Here is a 15110-nt window from a genome sequence, read left to right as displayed (position 1 = left end):
TTGCTTCTTCAATGAGTGAGGCAAAACTGGCACATCTTGCCTGCACTTGGGTGTTGCCCGCAGTGGCTGACACCACGATTGCGCGCGCTGATTGCGCGCCAAACTGCGCGCCGGCGGGCACGGACGATGCATTGTCGGTGACGCCTTAGCGCCGCTGCGGGGCCGAACTCCTCTGGAAACCGTTCTTCAGATGCTCCTGAGGCATATTTCGTACCGGCTGCGCGCTGCGACGCGATGCGCGGCCGGGGAGGCGCGTTTTTCCGGGATAGCCTGTCAGGCCATGTCCGGGTGGCGCCCTGTATTCCAGTGGGGCCGTATTGTAACCGAACCGCAAACTCGCGCTGTAAGCGGGAAATCCCTGCGTCGGCGGCTTTCGTCTGCGCTCGATATCCAGAAAATATAACGCGCCAATCGTGAAAAAGCGATGGTCGGGTACGTTATTTGACGCCTTATGCGTGAATCGTCGCGAGAAAGGCGGCTTTAAGGCCGTTGTGCGCCGCTTTTCGTGTGCTTCGAGTCGGTTTTAGTCCGTTGCGCGCCAGTTTTGTGCCAGCTTCGGGCCAGTTTCGACGTGGGCCTCAAGGCGTGTTTCAAAACCGCGATCGTGGCGCGCGCAAACAAAAACGCCCGGCGCGAAGCCGGGCGTGATGCGGCGCGCACGACGAAAACGCCGTGCCGGAGTCCGTGCTTACTTCACGAGACAGGCGTCGAGGCCGTCGGTGATCAGATCCTGCGGCAGTTCGATGCCGATGAACACCATCTTGCTGGTCTTCTTCTCGATCGGCAGCCACTTGGCCGCGAGGTCGCTGCCCATCATCTGGTGCACGCCCTGGAACACCACCTTGCGGTCCACGCCCTTCATGTAGAGCACGCCCTTGTAGCGCAGCAGGCGCTCGCCGTAGATCTGCAGGATGCCGCCGAGGAAGTCTTCGAGGCGGTTCGGATCGAACGGCTTGTCGCTGCGGTAGACGAACGACTTGATCTTGTCGTCGTGATGCGCGTGGTGATGGTTGTGATGGCCGTGGTCGTGGCCTTCGTGCGTGCACTTGCCGTGATCGTGATCGCAATCGGCGTGGTCGCCGTGATCGTGATGATCGTGCGCGTGGTCGTGCTCGTCTTCGGCGAGGAAGTCCGGGTCGATTTCGAGCTTGGCGTTCAGGTTGAAGCCACGCAGATCGAACACTTCCTTGATGTCGGTTTCGCCGAAATTCACCTGGCGCACCTGCGCCTTCGGGTTCATGTGCAGCACGCGGTGACGCAGGTCGGCGACTTCCTTCTCATCGACGAGGTCGGCCTTCGTGATGAACAGGCGATCGGCGAAACCGACCTGGCGCTGCACCACTTCGTGCTCGTCGAGCTGCTTGTTGCCGTGCTTGGCGTCGACCAGCGTGATGATCGCGTCGAGCAGGAATTCGTCGGCGATCTCGTTATCCATGAAGAAGGTCTGCGCGACCGGACCCGGATTCGCGAGGCCCGTGGTCTCGATCACAACGCGCTCGAAGTCGAGCTTGCCGTCGCGCTTTTGCTGCGCGAGGTCGGCGAGTACGCGCGAGAGGTCGCCGCGGATCGTGCAGCAGATGCAGCCGTTGCTCATCTGGATGATCTGCTCGTTGCTGTCCTGCACGAGAATTTCGTTGTCGATATTCTCTTCGCCGAACTCGTTCTCGATCACGGCGATCTTCATGCCGTGGTTTTCGCCGAGGATGCGCTTGAGCAGCGTGGTCTTGCCGCTGCCGAGGAAGCCGGTCAGGATCGTGACGGGAATCATGCTGTTTGCCATGCTTTTTGCCTGGTAAGTGTCTCGTGTGGGCGCGGCGCCGCGCGGACGCCCGCGTGCCGGAGTCTCGCGGTGTTACAACATAACTATCTATTGAAACATATCTGCGGCGAGGGCGCTGGCGCGGCTTCGAATCGGGGTCGAAACCGCATCGAGGCTGCCATTAAAGCGCCGCTAAGCGCCGCTCGCGAACTCAAGCGCAGATAAGGCCGCCTCAGGCGATTTGCAACAGCAGACCCTTCAGATACTCGCCTTCCGGGAACGCCGTGAGCAGCGGATGATCGACGCCCGCGCCGAGGCGCTTGACGATGCGCGCATCGACCTTCGCATCGGCGGCCGCGCCCGCGACGATCTTCTGGAACAGCTCCGCGTCGATCGCGCCCGAGCACGAGTACGTGAACAGCAGGCCGCCCGGACGCAGCAGCTTGAAACCGGTCAGATTGATGTCCTTGTAGGCGCGCGCGGCGCGGTCCACGTGCTCGCGCGACGCCGCGAACTTGGGCGGATCGAGCACCACGAGGTCGAAGCGCTCGCCTTCCTCGTGCAGTCGGCGCAGCGTCTTGAAGGCGTCGGCGTCGAGCCAGGTCGCGCGGTCGGCGTCGAAGCCGTTGGCCTGCACGTTCTTTTGCGCCGTGTTCAGCGCCTCGCCCGACGAGTCGATCGACACCACGCGCTTCGCGCCGCCCTTCATCGCCGCGAGCGAGAAGCCGCCCGTGTAGCAGAAGCAGTTGAGCACGTCGCGGTCTTGCGCCCAGGTCTGCACGAGCGCGCGGTTGTCGCGCTGATCGACGTAGAAGCCGGTCTTGTGGCCGTTGCGCACGTCGACGTGATAGCGCACGCCGTTCTCGCTCGCAATGATCGTCTCGGGCGGTTCGTCGCCGGCGAGCAGGCCGGTGATCTGTTCGAGCCCTTCCTTGTCGCGGATCGAGACGTCCGAGCGCTCGTAGACATTCGGGCAGCCGGTGACCGAGGTCAGCGCGTTGACGATGGCGTCCTTCCACGCCTCGACGCCGGCCGCCATGAACTGGCAGACGAGCTGGCCGCGCGCGTTCTGCGCGACATCTTCGGTGTACCAGTCGACGATCAGGCCGGGCAGGCCGTCGGCCTCGCCGAAGATCAGGCGCACGGCGCCGGTGTCGCGCACCATCGCCTGACGATGGGCGAGCGCGCGCTGCACGCGGCGCTTGAAGAACGCGTGATCGATGGGTTCGTTTTCGTCGAAGCTCCAGACGCGCGCGCGGATCTGCGAATGCGGGCTGTAGGCGGCGCGCGCGAGGAAGCGGCCGTCGTGGGCGCGCACGATCACCGTGGCGCCGGACGCGGGCTTGCCTTCGACGCGCTCGATCGCGTTCGCGTAGACCCACGGATGGCGGCGCAGCAGGGATTTTTCTTTCGACGGCTTGAGGGTGACGATATTCATGATGGCTTCGCTAAAGGTGATGCGGCGGCGGGCGTTGCGCCTGCCGCTTGCGGGCGCGCCGCGTGGTCGTTGAGGATCACGCGCGCGCCGGAGTTTCTGGACCGGCCGAGCCGGAGGTGCCAATCGCCGCCTAGTCCCGCTTTTTCGCGCGTGGATGGGCGGTGTCGTAGACCTTGGCGAGATGCTGGAAATCGAGCGACGTGTAGACCTGTGTGGCCGAAATGCTCGCATGGCCCAGCAGTTCCTGCACCGCGCGCAGATCGCCGCTCGATTGCAGCAGGTGCGTGGCGAACGAGTGCCGCAGCACGTGCGGATGGACGTTCGCCGGAATGCCCGCCGCGAGCGCCGCGCGCTTGACGCGCTCGCGCACCACGCCGGGCGCCATGCGGTTGCCGCGCACGGAGATAAAGAGCGGCGCGTCGTCGTGCTTGATCCACGAATCGCGCACCGCGAGCCAGGCGTCGAGCGCGGCGAGCGCCTTGCTGCCCACCGGCACGATGCGATGGCGGTTGCCCTTGCCGTGCACTTCGACTTCGGCGGCGTCGCGCTTGAACCAGCTCGCCGACTCGTAGCCGTCGCGGCGGATATAGCGCACGTCGAGCCCGACCAGTTCCGCGAGGCGCAGGCCCGACGAGTAGAACAGTTCGAGCATCGCGTGATCGCGCAGCGCTTCGATGCTGTCCGCGCCGGTGCTGGCGGGCGGCGGCGCTTCCATGAGGCGCGTGGCGTCGTCGACGGAGAGCGCCTTCGGCAGCGTCTTCGCGCGCTTGGGCGCGCGCACGGCCGCCACGGGATTCGCGTCGAGGTCGACGCGTCCCGCGTACCAGCGGTAGAACGCGCGCCACGCCGACAGCCGATGCGCGATCGAGCGCGCCGCGAGCCCGCCCGCGTGCGCGCGCGCAACTGCGCCGCGCACCTCGGCGGCTTCGACGCGTTCGAGCGGCCGGCCGTTGGCGAGCTTCTTCAGCTCGTCGAGTTCGTGCGCGTAGGCGCGCAGCGTGTGTGCCGACAGGCGGCGCACGTGCTCTAGCTCGGCGAGGTAGTCGGCGATCGGATCGGACGCGTTCACGGCTTCAGTGCGGTTGCGGTGCGGTTGCAGCGCGGCCGCGTCAGTGCGGCAGCAGGCGCGAGAGCGCCGAGCTTGCGAGCGTGCCGATCTGGCGCAGGAAATCGGTCGCCATGCCGTCGTGGAAGCGGCGCGGATCGGGCGAACCCATCACGATCAGGCCGAAGGCGTCGCCGCTCGGATCGTCCTCTTCTTCGTTCGCGCGGCGGCGCAGCGCGACGATCGCGACCGACTGCGGCGGCTGCTCCTCGCCTTCCGCGCCGGGCGCGGCGGCGAGCCATTGCGCGGCTTCGAAGCCGGTGTTCGCGCCGCAGTACGGCACGTCGAGGCTGTTGGCGAAGAGGCGCACTTCCTCGCCCGTGTGCTTCGCGAAGCTCGCTTGCGCGTAGGCGTCGGCGACGTCCCAGACGCGCAGCGCCGCGAGCGGCACGTCGAATTCGGCACGCAGTTGCCCGGCGATCGTGCGCGGCAGCGCGTGCGGATCGCGCTCGGCGACGACCTGCGAGGTCCAGCGCACGAATCGCGCGGCGATGCTGTCGTTCTCGTGGCCGTAGCGCAGCAGCTCGGCCAGACGCAGTTCGAGATGCTTGTTCTTTTCGCGCAGCATTTCCATCTGGCGCTCTTGCAGCGACACGGCGGCCTTGCCGTGCGGATTGCCGAGCTTGATCGTCGCCAGCAACTCGGCGTGCTCGACGAAGAAATCAGGGTGGGCGAGCAGATAGTCGGCGACTTCGCGATCGTTCATGTTGTAGGCGCTTTCGGTGAAGAAGCGGCGCGCGGCGGCGCGCCATGCGTGATGCGATGCTGCGGTGTTGCTGCGTGGTTACTGCTGATGAGTGATGCGTGTTCCCGCTGCGCCTCAAACGAAGTCGATCGGGCGCGCGCGGGTTCGGGCAAACTCGCGCCGACTCAGACGGTCAGCTCGATTTCGCCTTCGAAGACGGTCGTGGCCGGACCGGCCATAAAGAGCGCCGAGCTTTCGTCGCGCGCGCCGTTCCAGTCGATCGTGAGCGTGCCGCCGTGCGTGTGGACCTTCACGGGCGAGTCGAGCAGGCCGCGGCGAATGCCCGCCGCCACTGCCGCGCACGCGCCCGTGCCACACGCGAGCGTCTCGCCCGCGCCGCGCTCGAACACGCGCAGACGCACTTCGTTGCGCGACACGATTTCCATGAAGCCGGCGTTGACCTTGTTCGGGAAGCGCGGATGCGTTTCGACGAGCGGACCTTCGGCGAGCACCGGATACGCTTCGACGTTCTCGACCACCTGCACCGCGTGCGGATTGCCCATCGACACCGCGGAGATCCAGCGCGTCTGGCCGTTCACGTCGATCGGCCAGAGCGTGTCGTTGCCTTCGCGACGGCCGTCGAGACCGCTCGCGTCGAAGGGCACGCGCGCCGGTTCGAAGATCGGGCTGCTCATGTCGACCACGACTTCACCGTTCGGCTGCATGACGAGCGTGAGGACGCCGTTCTGCACCTGCACGCGGATGCTGTCCGCGCTCGTGAGCCGGCGATCACGCACGAATTTCACGAAGCAGCGCGCGCCGTTGCCGCAATGCTCGACCTCGCCGCCGTCGCAATTGAAGATGCGATAGCGGAAGTCGACGCCGTCGATCGTCGGCTTTTCGACCAGCAGCAGCTGATCGGCGCCCACGCCGAAGTGGCGGTCGGCCAGCGCGCGCACGCGCTCGGGCGTGAGCGCGAGGTCTTCGGTGTAGCCGTCGAGCACGACGAAGTCGTTGCCCGCGCCGTGCATCTTGGTGAATTTGAGTTTCAAGATATTGCAGGCCATCGTTTGACCTGTACTCGATGAGTAGACGCTGATACCAATGTCCCACTAATCCGTCACGCGATCTGCGAGCGGGACCCGACCGCGGATCATACATGCTTTAGAGGTCCGAGTCGTAGGCGATCGGGAGGGTGACGGCCTCCTTCGCGTCTCGATTGTACTCCTTGCCCTCAACAGCAAGTTTCCCATTGGATTTGCCAAGCTCAGTCGAATTTTAACTTCGTTAGAAGATGTGGTCTGAGGGGTTTGGGGATTAACTTTGGGGCGAGATATTAATATCTCAGGTTGATTTGTGACGAAATGTTGTTGATTTATGTGGGGCGGGCGACGTGCTATGAGGTCATATTGAAGTACTCGAATACAAGATAATTCTTAAATCCCGCTTGGAGGATCCCCTGGTGTCGGAGTGTTGATGGACTTTGCTAGCTTGTTATGGCGTTTCTCTGAGCTCGGTGCATCGATTATTTCGACATGATAAACGCGTATCTTTGTTAGATGGCGGTGGATTGTCGCCAAATAAAGATATTTGTAGCCCCATTCAGTTAGTTTTCCTAAATTAATAAATTGGTGAATAAAATGAAATTTCCGAATTGGCCGTGCTTTGCAGAGCAAACCTTGGGGGATATTCAACAACCTTTGCTATCTGGAAAAGTGAATTATTGGACTGGCAGCCGAGGAATGGAGTTTGAAGAAAACTTCGCCAGTTGGGCGGGGTCTGAAATGGCGATAGCCTGTAACTCAGGCACGTCAGCAGTACATATTGCTTTGGGGGCATTGAATATTGGTCCAGGGGATGAGGTGATTGTCCCCTCATATACATTCATTGCGACGTCATTTGCGGTGCTGCAGGCTGGTGCAATTCCAGTATTTTGTGACACAACAGACGATCACACAATTGATCCTTCGAAGATAAGGTCGCTGATAAGCGGCCGCACTAAAGCGATTATCGTGGTCCATTTGTATGGTGTGGTGTGCGATATGGATCCCATTTTAGACATCGCACGGAAATTTAATTTGAAGGTAATTGAAGATGCTGCCCAATGTTTGGGAGGGAAATATAAGGGGAGGGCAGTCGGGACAATCGGTGATGTTGGAACATTCAGCTTCTGTCAGGGAAAGCATTTCACGACGGGTGGCGAGGGCGGCATGGTAATAACCAGCGATAGTGATTTGGGTTGGGAATGTCGCGCTTTTCGCGATCATGGTTTCGATGTGCGCAGGAAATTTGATCTCTTAGCCCTCGAAGAGGTGTCGTGGCATGTACACAACAGGGTGGGCTTTAACTATCGCATGACTGAGATTCAATCAATTATCGGAATTAATGAGTTAAAGCGCTTCGATGGCTGGAATATGGTGCGTCGAAGGAAGTTTGCTCATATCTACGACACTATGTTGGCGGCCATTCCTGAGATTAGTAAGCTCCCGTTTGATAGTGGCGATAGAGAAAATGCTTACTGGTTATATCCAATTATTTTAAATCTCGAAAACTTAGACTGCATCGCCGAAGATATTTTGCGTGATTTGAAGATCGCAGGTGCACCCGCGTTCAAGATACAGTGGCCGGAGGCCTATGGAGAAAAGGCATTTCGGGAACTTAGGGGGTTCGGAAGCGTTAATTTTCCGTTTCATTCTGAAGAGTATACCTCTCCCGATTCGGTTAATTATCGGGATGTGGTATGTGAGGTCGCCCGTTCGCTTCTTCCCCGCACAATTAGCCTTTATCTGCATCCTAGCTGGAATGAAGAACATATTGTCTTTTGTGCAGAAAAATTAATTGAAGTTCTACGAAGACATCGCGTGTAACCGCGAGTTTTCAATTATTTGTTTATTAATTTTTTGAATGTGAGGAAGTGTGAAAAATTATCTTAGAAGCTGGAATGAAGACGGTTACATAGTTTTGCCTAAGGTTGTACCAATGGAGCAGGTAGGGCGCACTGTTGATGCAATATTTGAATTCCTGGAAATGGATCCACTTCGTGCGGATACTTGGTATGACCCTCTAATTCGCAATCGTTCCGGGATAGACAAAATGGGGCGGATACCGTTTTATCATCACCAAACTCTTTGGGATAACAGGCAAAACGAGCTTATTTATCAGATTTATCGGGAATTATTTTCAGATGATGATTTATTGGTTAGCGTTGATCGTGTTAATTTAAACCCTCCGGTCACCGATAATTGGGTTTATGAGGGGTTTGTTCATTGGGATTTCGAGGTCGCGAAACGCCCATCGGTTTTCAAGCCACAAGGTCTCCTTTGTTTAAGCGACGATAATGGTGATGCGGGAGGGTTTCAATGCGTACCAGGTTTCCATTTAATTATCGATGATTGGCTATCCAGGCAACCGCCTGATTACAATTCTCGATTTCCCGATGTGACGGGAATGGAAATAAAAAATATTAATCTCCGGGCGGGTGACTTTGTTATTTTTCATGGTGCGTTGCCTCATGGTAATCGCCCAAATCGGTCAAAAAAGCCTAGGCTCGCGCAGTACTTCACTATGTTTCCTGAGCGAGATATTAGTGCTCGTGAGCGACGTGATCGTATTGAGGCTTACAGATGTGGACTGCCAACCACTTCGATAACCGGAAAACCATTTCCAGTTATGAAAGAGAAGTCGCAGGATACTTCTGAAATAAAATTATCAGAAATTGGAAGAAAATTATTGGGAATCTGAAATTTTTATCATAAAAAGGTTTTCGATGAATCAATTTCGCAAGAAAGGCGCGGACATTTCCATCATTCTTCCCCGCTATAACGAAAGCTCTGCGGTAATGCTGTCGACAATTAGAAAAATAAATGAAATAAGACGGCATTGCGACGTGCAATTGATAATTGTTAATGATTGTTCTGTGAATGATTATTATGATATTCAGATGCGCGAGATCCGCGGGATGGACGAAGGCGTGACTTTGATTTCCAATGGAGGGAATTTCGGCAAAGGTTATAGCGTAAGGCGTGGTGTAGACCTTGCTAGTGGAAATTTCATATTTTATTCCGATATTGATTTTCCCGTTGGCGTTGATGATTTTCTTGTGGCCTACAAGCGGATGCGTGATAACGCCGTCGATATGATAATCGGGGAGCGATATTCCTTAAACTCTATTCGCGCAAATTCGTATCGTTCGGTTGGAAGTCGAGTATTTTTGAAATTGTACAATAAATTATTTGATTCTTCTATTCTCGATACGCAGTGCCCGTTCAAAATATTTAAATGTGAGGTCGCGAAGGAAATATTTGCAAATCAGCGTCTTAATGGTTATGCATTTGATGCGGAAATTTTGTATCTCGCCAAAATTTTTCGGAGAAAAATTGGTCAAATCTCGATAAATTGGCAGGATACGCGGGAGAATTGGCGCTTTATAAAAACGTCGGTTAATTATGGAAAAATGATATTTGATCTTCTGTTTGTGAGGATGTATTGGGGTGTAAAGGGAGGTTTATTGAATATGGGGGTAAATTCGGGAGGGGAGAGGTGATTTCAATTAATGCGAAATCGATTCTTCTGGATATGGATGGCACCTTAATCCAGTCAATAGATGATGTTGAGCTTGTTTGGCGTCTTTGGTGCGAATTTCATAATATCAATCTGCAGGACGTTCTGAAGATTTGCCACGGTGTCCGTTCTCGAGATGTTATTGAAAAAGTGGCACCTCATCTCGATCCGATAAATGAGATTCAGCGACTTGATAATCTGGAAATCAAGTACTCGAAATCAATATGCAGTGTAATCGGTGCATCGGATTTTTTGAGCGGGTTAGGCGGAAGTCCTTGGGCGCTCGTGACATCGGCTAGTCGAAAGGTCGCGTTGCATCGAATGAATTTTTGCAACTTGCCGCTACCAAAGATTCTTATCTCGTCAGAGAGTGTTGTTCAAGGCAAACCGTCTCCAGAACCTTATCTAAATGCTGCACGGAGATTGCAAATGCACCCGCAAGAATGTCTTGTATTTGAGGACGCCGCTGCTGGGATTGAAAGTGCTTTAACGGCGGGTTGCAAAGTAGTACAAGTGGGCATGTTTGGGCCGGATATCCCAGGTATCGAGGCAAGAATCGCGGACTGGCGACAAGTGACGCTTAATGCACAAACAGGCAGTTTGAGCGTTACGGTTGCATCGCTTGCTTCGCGGCGCAACATTGGCTAATGGTCCTGAAGAGTTACGTCGAAATTTTCGACGTAACTCTTCATCGCATTCGACGTCGGAAATAAATCTTCAGCGACGCTAACTATTTACGGCGATTTTTCGTCGCAAGTATCGTGCTGTCGATCGCCTCTTAGTACACACTCGGTTCGCCGTCCGGCCGCGTCTTGAAGCGCTTGTGGACCCAGTAATACTGCTCGGGAATGCGCGGAATCTGCTCCTCGAGGAAGGCGTTCATGCGGCGCGCGTCTTCTTCGTCGTTACCCGTGGGGTAATTGTCCCAAGGTTTGAAGATTTTCAGCCGATAACCTTTGTAATTGGGCAGCACCTCGCCGATGAACGGCACGACCTGCGCATGGCCCACTTTCGCGAGACGCCCGACCGCCGTGAGCGTGCACGCGGGCACGCCGAAGAAGGGCACGAAGGTCGAGTTGCGCATGCCGTAGTCCATGTCGGCGCCGAGCATCACGGGTTTCCTGTCGCGCAGCCAGCGCAGCACGGCGCGCGCGCTGTCCGCGCGGCTCACCATTTCGGCGCCGAAGCGGCTGCGGCCGGCCTTCGCGGCGGCCTCGAATTCGGGGTTCGAGAACGGCTGATACAGCGAGCCGCAGGGGCGATGCAGCGAGTAGTTGAGGAACATCGAACCCGCCTCGATGCCGACGAAATGCAGGCCGAGGAACAGCGTGGGCGGCAGGTCGGGATCGGTGAGATCGACTTCGCTGTCGAGCTGGATGAGCTTTTCGAGCTTCTTCGCCGAGCCGAACCACTGGACGCTGCGCTCCATATAGCTGCGGATGGCCTGGCGGAAATGCTTGCCGGCCACGTCCTCGCGCTTTTCGTCGCTCCATTCGGGGAAGCACAGGCGCAGGTTGGTGTGCACGACGCGCTTGCGGCGGCTCGGGATCTGATAAAGCAGCCAGCCGAGGCCGTCGCCGAGACGCGCGACGAAACCATAGGGCAGGATCGCGAACAGTTTGAGCAGACCGATGGCGAAACGGGAGCCTAGCTTGCCGAGCATGATGCGGCTCCCATGAGTGAAATGAACGAACTGGAGAAGGCGATTGACAACACGCGCGGCGACTCTGCGACAAATTAGGGAAGTCGCTATAATACGGGCTTCGCCGAGTTAACTGACAACTTGCGGGGCGAAGCCGGTTTGCCGCACATCGTTCAATCGACCGATCTGCAGGCCCACCGGTCAGGTAATCCGCTAAAGCGTCGCCGCTTCGAGGCCCGAAGCTGGCAACGTGAGTACCACCGTCACCAGCTACAAGGAGCCTTACACGTGGCAAACGACTATTTCTTCACCTCCGAATCCGTTTCGGAAGGCCATCCGGACAAGGTCGCCGACCAGATCTCGGACGCGATCCTCGACGCCATCCTCACGCAGGACAAATACTCGCGCGTTGCAGCGGAAACGCTCTGCAACACGGGTCTCGTCGTGCTCGCCGGTGAAATCACCACGACGGCCAACGTCGATTACATCCAGGTCGCGCGCGACACGATCAAGCGCATCGGCTACGACAACACCGACTACGGCATCGACTACCGCGGTTGCGCGGTGCTCGTCGCCTACGACAAGCAGTCGCCGGACATCGCTCAAGGCGTGGACCGCGCGCACGACAACAACCTCGATCAAGGTGCAGGCGACCAGGGCCTGATGTTCGGCTATGCGTGCGACGAAACGCCCGAGCTGATGCCCCTGCCGATCCACCTTTCGCACCGCCTGGTCGAGCGCCAGTCGAACCTGCGCCGCGACGGCCGTCTGCCCTGGCTGCGCCCGGACGCGAAGTCGCAGGTTACCGTGCGCTACGTCGACGGCAAGCCGCACGCGATCGACACGGTCGTGCTGTCCACGCAGCATTCGCCGGACATCGACCTCGGCACGCTGCGCGAAGCCGTGATCGAAGAAGTCATCAAGCCGGTGCTGCCGGCCGACCTGATCAAGGGCGACATCAAGTTCCTCGTGAACCCGACCGGCCGTTTCGTGATCGGTGGCCCGCAAGGCGACTGCGGTCTCACGGGCCGCAAGATCATCGTCGACACGTACGGCGGCGCGGCTCCGCACGGCGGCGGCGCGTTCTCGGGCAAGGATCCGTCGAAGGTCGACCGCTCGGCGGCCTACGCCGGCCGTTACGTCGCGAAGAACATCGTGGCCGCCGGCCTCGCGTCGCGCTGCCTGATCCAGGTTTCGTACGCGATCGGCGTGGCCGAGCCGACCTCGGTCATGGTCAACACGTTCGGCACCGGCAAGGTCTCGGACGCGACTATCACGAAGCTCGTGCGCGAACACTTCGACCTGCGTCCGAAGGGCATCATCCAGATGCTCGACCTGCTGCGTCCGATCTACGAAAAGACCGCTGCTTACGGCCACTTTGGCCGCGAAGAGCCGGAATTCTCGTGGGAAGCCACCGACAAGGCGCTCGCGCTGGCCGAAGCGGCCGGCACGGAACCGGTCGTCGCGCTGGCGTAAGCACGCCGTCGTTCGATGCCGCGCCAGCGGCGTCGGACGCACATGAAAAACCCCGCAGGGCTCGCGCCTGTGCGGGGTTTTTTGTTTTTAGCGCGGATCGAGCGCGGATTTCAGCGCATCGCGAAGCCGAACCAGCCCTCGCTGCTCGCGCCCATGCGGCGCGGCCGGCGCGTGTTGCGCGCCGTGTGGACGGTCGAGGGCGCGGCGAGCGTGCGCAGCGTCGTGTTCGGACGATAGAGCAGCGTGCGCAGCGAGAAGTGGCGCGAACCGGCGCGCTGACGCAGCACCGAGAAGAACGCGTGGAACCAGGCGCGCATGCCGTCGACGGGCCGCGCTTCGCGCACATGCTGGGCGAGCGCGCGCGTGCGCGCGGCGTGATGGCGCAGCGCGCGCACGACGTGGCGGCGGGGGCGCGCTGCCTTCAGCGCGGCGCGAGTCATACGGCGGGTATCGAAAAGGGTATCCATGGTGTGTGTGGAATCAGGTTCGGTTTGCGCCTCGCGCGACATGATGCTTCGAGCACCAAACGTGCCTGTTTGCGAGGGAGTCACGATAGCGGAATTCGCGCGGCGCAACGCGGGGCGTGCGCAGGGCGTAAAGATGAGCGCCGGGATCGGCCGGGAGAGGCGAGCGCCTTGCTGGGCAAGGCCTGGCTGGCGGTCCGTCCGCGCATTGGAGGTGAAGTGCGATGAAACTGCATGCGCGCAGACTACACGCGAATCGTGACGCCAGAAAGTCGGTTAATACCCGCGTGTGCTCAAGAAAGAGGCATGTCATCGCGCCCTTTCTCGCCATCGCGGTGCGTGTGCGCCATCGGCGTGCTCCGCGCTTGTCCGCCGTTTATCCGCCGTTTATCCGCCGTTTGTTCGACGTTTGTTCGACGCGTGAGCGGGATTTCGTGCGCACTCACATCATCCAGATGGCTAACGCTTGCCTCCGCGCAAGCCCGCACGCTTTACAATCGAACGATCGGCGCGCGCTGGGGCCAGCAGGCCTCGCGGCGCCGCCGCTGCGCACGTCGCGCGTCATCGGAGCCGCTTCGGTGCGCAGCCTTCGCAGGCCTCGAATAACGGAAGTCTCATGTCAGTTCACTCAAAGAAAGAACAGGTGCAGGCGCTGCGCGAGCGCGGCTTCGTGATCGTGCCGGGCCTCGTCGCGCCCGAGCGTTGCGACGAACTCAAGCGCATCGCGCAGGAGCAGTTGAAGGCGGCGCAGGCGCCCGTCGAATTCGAAGCCGACCTGCGCTATCCGGGCGCGCCGGACTCGAAGGACGCGCCGGGCGGCCATACGGTGCGGCGTCTGCTCGACGCTTACGGGCGTCATCCGCAATTCGCCGCGTGGGCCACGTCGCCCGAGATCGCGGGCTGGATGGAGCTCTATTTCGGCGAGGAGCCGGTGCTCTCGCGTGTGCATCACAACTGCATGATGACCAAGCATCCCGCGTACGGCAGCCTCACGGGCTGGCATCGCGACGTGCGCTACTGGTCGTTCGAGCGCGACGATCTCGTTTCCGTGTGGCTCGCGCTCGGGCCGGAAACGGTCGAGAACGGCGGGCTGTGGTTCGTGCCGGGCTCGCATACGGCGCCGTTCACGTCGTCGAGTTTCGATGCCGCGAAGTTCTTCCGTTCCGACGTGCCCGAGAATCAGGCGTGGATCGAGCAGGCCATCTCGCCTACGCTGCAAAAGGGCGACGTGGTGTTCTTCCACTGCAACACGCTGCATTCGGCGGGCCAGAATCAGAGCGAGGACGTGAAGTTTTCGCTCGTCTACACGTATCACGGCGCGAGCAACGTGCCGCTGCCGGGTTCGCGTTCGGCGTCGAAGCCCGAGGTGAAGCTGGTTTGACGTTGCGAAGCCGGCGATAAGAAACGGGCGCGTGCATGGCGCGCATCACGCATCGCGCCCGTGGTGCAGCAGCGCCTGGCAACAGCGCCTGGCAACAGCGCCTGGCAACAGCGCCTGGCAACAGCGCCTGGCAACAGCGCCTGGCAACAGCGCCTGGCAACAGCGCCTAGCGGCGGCGTCCGCTGAGCGCGAGACCGCTGATGCCCGCAATGGTCGCGGCCACGCCGGCTATGATCAGCGTCATCGTGCGGTCGGTGGGCGCGCCCGTCACGAGGCGCGAAACGTCGTTCGAGAACGAGTGAAACGACTGGCCGCCGAAGTACAGCAGCACCACGCCGCAGGCGATCAGCGCGAACGAAACCGCTTTCATCATAAGAGACCTCCCGGGGGTTGGACGGACGCCGCAGTGTAGGCGAGCCGCGCGGCGGCGTCCATGTTCGCATCCCACATGATGGGCCTCTGCACGCATCGCGCGGATTGGCTAACATGGCAGCCCGCGCGGTGTGTCGAGCGGGGCGCAAACCGCTGCTGGAGCGGCGTTCGCGCCCATCTAGCGCCGCCGCTGGACTTCCTGAAAACCTGTTCTCGTCGAGGATTCAA

At 59.5% G+C, this 15110-nt stretch carries 14 protein-coding genes; 6 read left to right on the top strand and 8 right to left on the bottom strand.

What is annotated here, in order from left to right; genetic code table 11:
* Window positions 1-688 precede the first annotated feature (688 nt).
* The 5 genes from U4Y88_RS19350 to dapF form a co-directional block, all read right to left on the bottom strand.
* Window positions 689-1780, bottom strand: coding sequence for a GTP-binding protein (locus U4Y88_RS19350; protein WP_321785704.1), 1092 nt, complete (start codon window positions 1778-1780; stop codon window positions 689-691).
* Between the two features lie 211 nt (window positions 1781-1991).
* Window positions 1992-3197, bottom strand: coding sequence for a class I SAM-dependent rRNA methyltransferase (locus tag U4Y88_RS19345; RefSeq protein WP_224012387.1), 1206 nt, complete (start codon window positions 3195-3197; stop codon window positions 1992-1994).
* Window positions 3198-3327: 130 nt separating this feature from the next.
* Window positions 3328-4266, bottom strand: a complete 939-nt coding sequence (xerC, locus tag U4Y88_RS19340; protein ID WP_224012388.1) for a tyrosine recombinase XerC — start codon at window positions 4264-4266, stop codon at window positions 3328-3330.
* A 40-nt stretch (window positions 4267-4306) separates the two neighbouring features.
* Window positions 4307-5008 carry a DUF484 family protein gene (locus U4Y88_RS19335; RefSeq protein WP_224012389.1) on the bottom strand — a complete coding sequence of 234 codons (702 nt, stop codon included), beginning with the start codon at window positions 5006-5008 and terminating at the stop codon, window positions 4307-4309.
* 164 nt (window positions 5009-5172) lie between these two features.
* On the bottom strand, window positions 5173-6039 hold the full coding sequence (gene dapF, locus U4Y88_RS19330) for a diaminopimelate epimerase (protein WP_321785702.1): 867 nt from the start codon (window positions 6037-6039) through the stop codon (window positions 5173-5175).
* 588 nt (window positions 6040-6627) lie between these two features.
* On the opposite strand from dapF, the gene U4Y88_RS19325 reads away from it, so the two are divergent.
* The 4 genes from U4Y88_RS19325 to U4Y88_RS19310 are packed head-to-tail and all read left to right on the top strand — an operon-like array spanning window position 6628 to window position 10195.
* Window positions 6628-7854, top strand: a complete 1227-nt coding sequence (locus U4Y88_RS19325; RefSeq protein ID WP_321785700.1) for a DegT/DnrJ/EryC1/StrS family aminotransferase — start codon at window positions 6628-6630, stop codon at window positions 7852-7854.
* 49 nt (window positions 7855-7903) lie between these two features.
* Window positions 7904-8728: a phytanoyl-CoA dioxygenase family protein gene (locus U4Y88_RS19320; RefSeq protein WP_321785698.1), complete on the top strand. Its 825-nt coding sequence runs from the start codon at window positions 7904-7906 to the stop codon at window positions 8726-8728.
* Window positions 8729-8753: 25 nt separating this feature from the next.
* Entirely contained in the window at window positions 8754-9530 is a 777-nt protein-coding gene (locus U4Y88_RS19315) for a glycosyltransferase (RefSeq protein ID WP_321785696.1), read from the top strand.
* A complete protein-coding gene (locus U4Y88_RS19310; RefSeq protein ID WP_321785694.1) occupies window positions 9527-10195 on the top strand; it encodes an HAD-IA family hydrolase in 669 nt (222 codons plus the stop codon). Before U4Y88_RS19315 ends, U4Y88_RS19310 begins: the two co-directional genes overlap by 4 nt.
* Window positions 10196-10325: 130 nt before the next feature.
* Here the strand turns inward: U4Y88_RS19310 and U4Y88_RS19305 are convergent, their stop codons facing one another.
* Window positions 10326-11210 (bottom strand): lipid A biosynthesis lauroyl acyltransferase, encoded by an 885-nt coding sequence (locus U4Y88_RS19305; RefSeq protein ID WP_321785693.1) that lies wholly within the window; start codon window positions 11208-11210, stop codon window positions 10326-10328.
* Window positions 11211-11477: 267 nt separating this feature from the next.
* On the opposite strand from U4Y88_RS19305, the gene metK reads away from it, so the two are divergent.
* On the top strand, window positions 11478-12665 hold the full coding sequence (metK, locus tag U4Y88_RS19300; RefSeq protein WP_065061891.1) for a methionine adenosyltransferase: 1188 nt from the start codon (window positions 11478-11480) through the stop codon (window positions 12663-12665).
* Between the two features lie 110 nt (window positions 12666-12775).
* On the opposite strand, the gene U4Y88_RS19295 is transcribed toward metK, so the two are convergent.
* Entirely contained in the window at window positions 12776-13105 is a 330-nt protein-coding gene (locus tag U4Y88_RS19295) for a hypothetical protein (protein ID WP_405044957.1), read from the bottom strand.
* Window positions 13106-13745: 640 nt separating this feature from the next.
* Here U4Y88_RS19295 and U4Y88_RS19290 point away from each other — a divergent pair.
* The gene (locus tag U4Y88_RS19290; protein WP_321785691.1) at window positions 13746-14510 is read left to right on the top strand and encodes a phytanoyl-CoA dioxygenase family protein; all 765 of its coding nucleotides are present in this window, start codon (window positions 13746-13748) and stop codon (window positions 14508-14510) included.
* A gap of 166 nt (window positions 14511-14676) precedes the next feature.
* Here the strand turns inward: U4Y88_RS19290 and U4Y88_RS19285 are convergent, their stop codons facing one another.
* Window positions 14677-14883, bottom strand: a complete 207-nt coding sequence (locus U4Y88_RS19285; protein WP_321785689.1) for a DUF3185 family protein — start codon at window positions 14881-14883, stop codon at window positions 14677-14679.
* Between the last annotated feature and the right edge of the window lie 227 nt (window positions 14884-15110).

Origin of the sequence: Paraburkholderia sp. J94 (genome assembly GCF_905220285.1) — a bacterium.
Classification (GTDB): Bacteria; Pseudomonadota; Gammaproteobacteria; order Burkholderiales; family Burkholderiaceae; genus Paraburkholderia; species Paraburkholderia tropica_A.
Note: the sequence above shows the minus strand (reverse complement) of the source record. Positions and strands in the feature narration are given on the sequence as shown.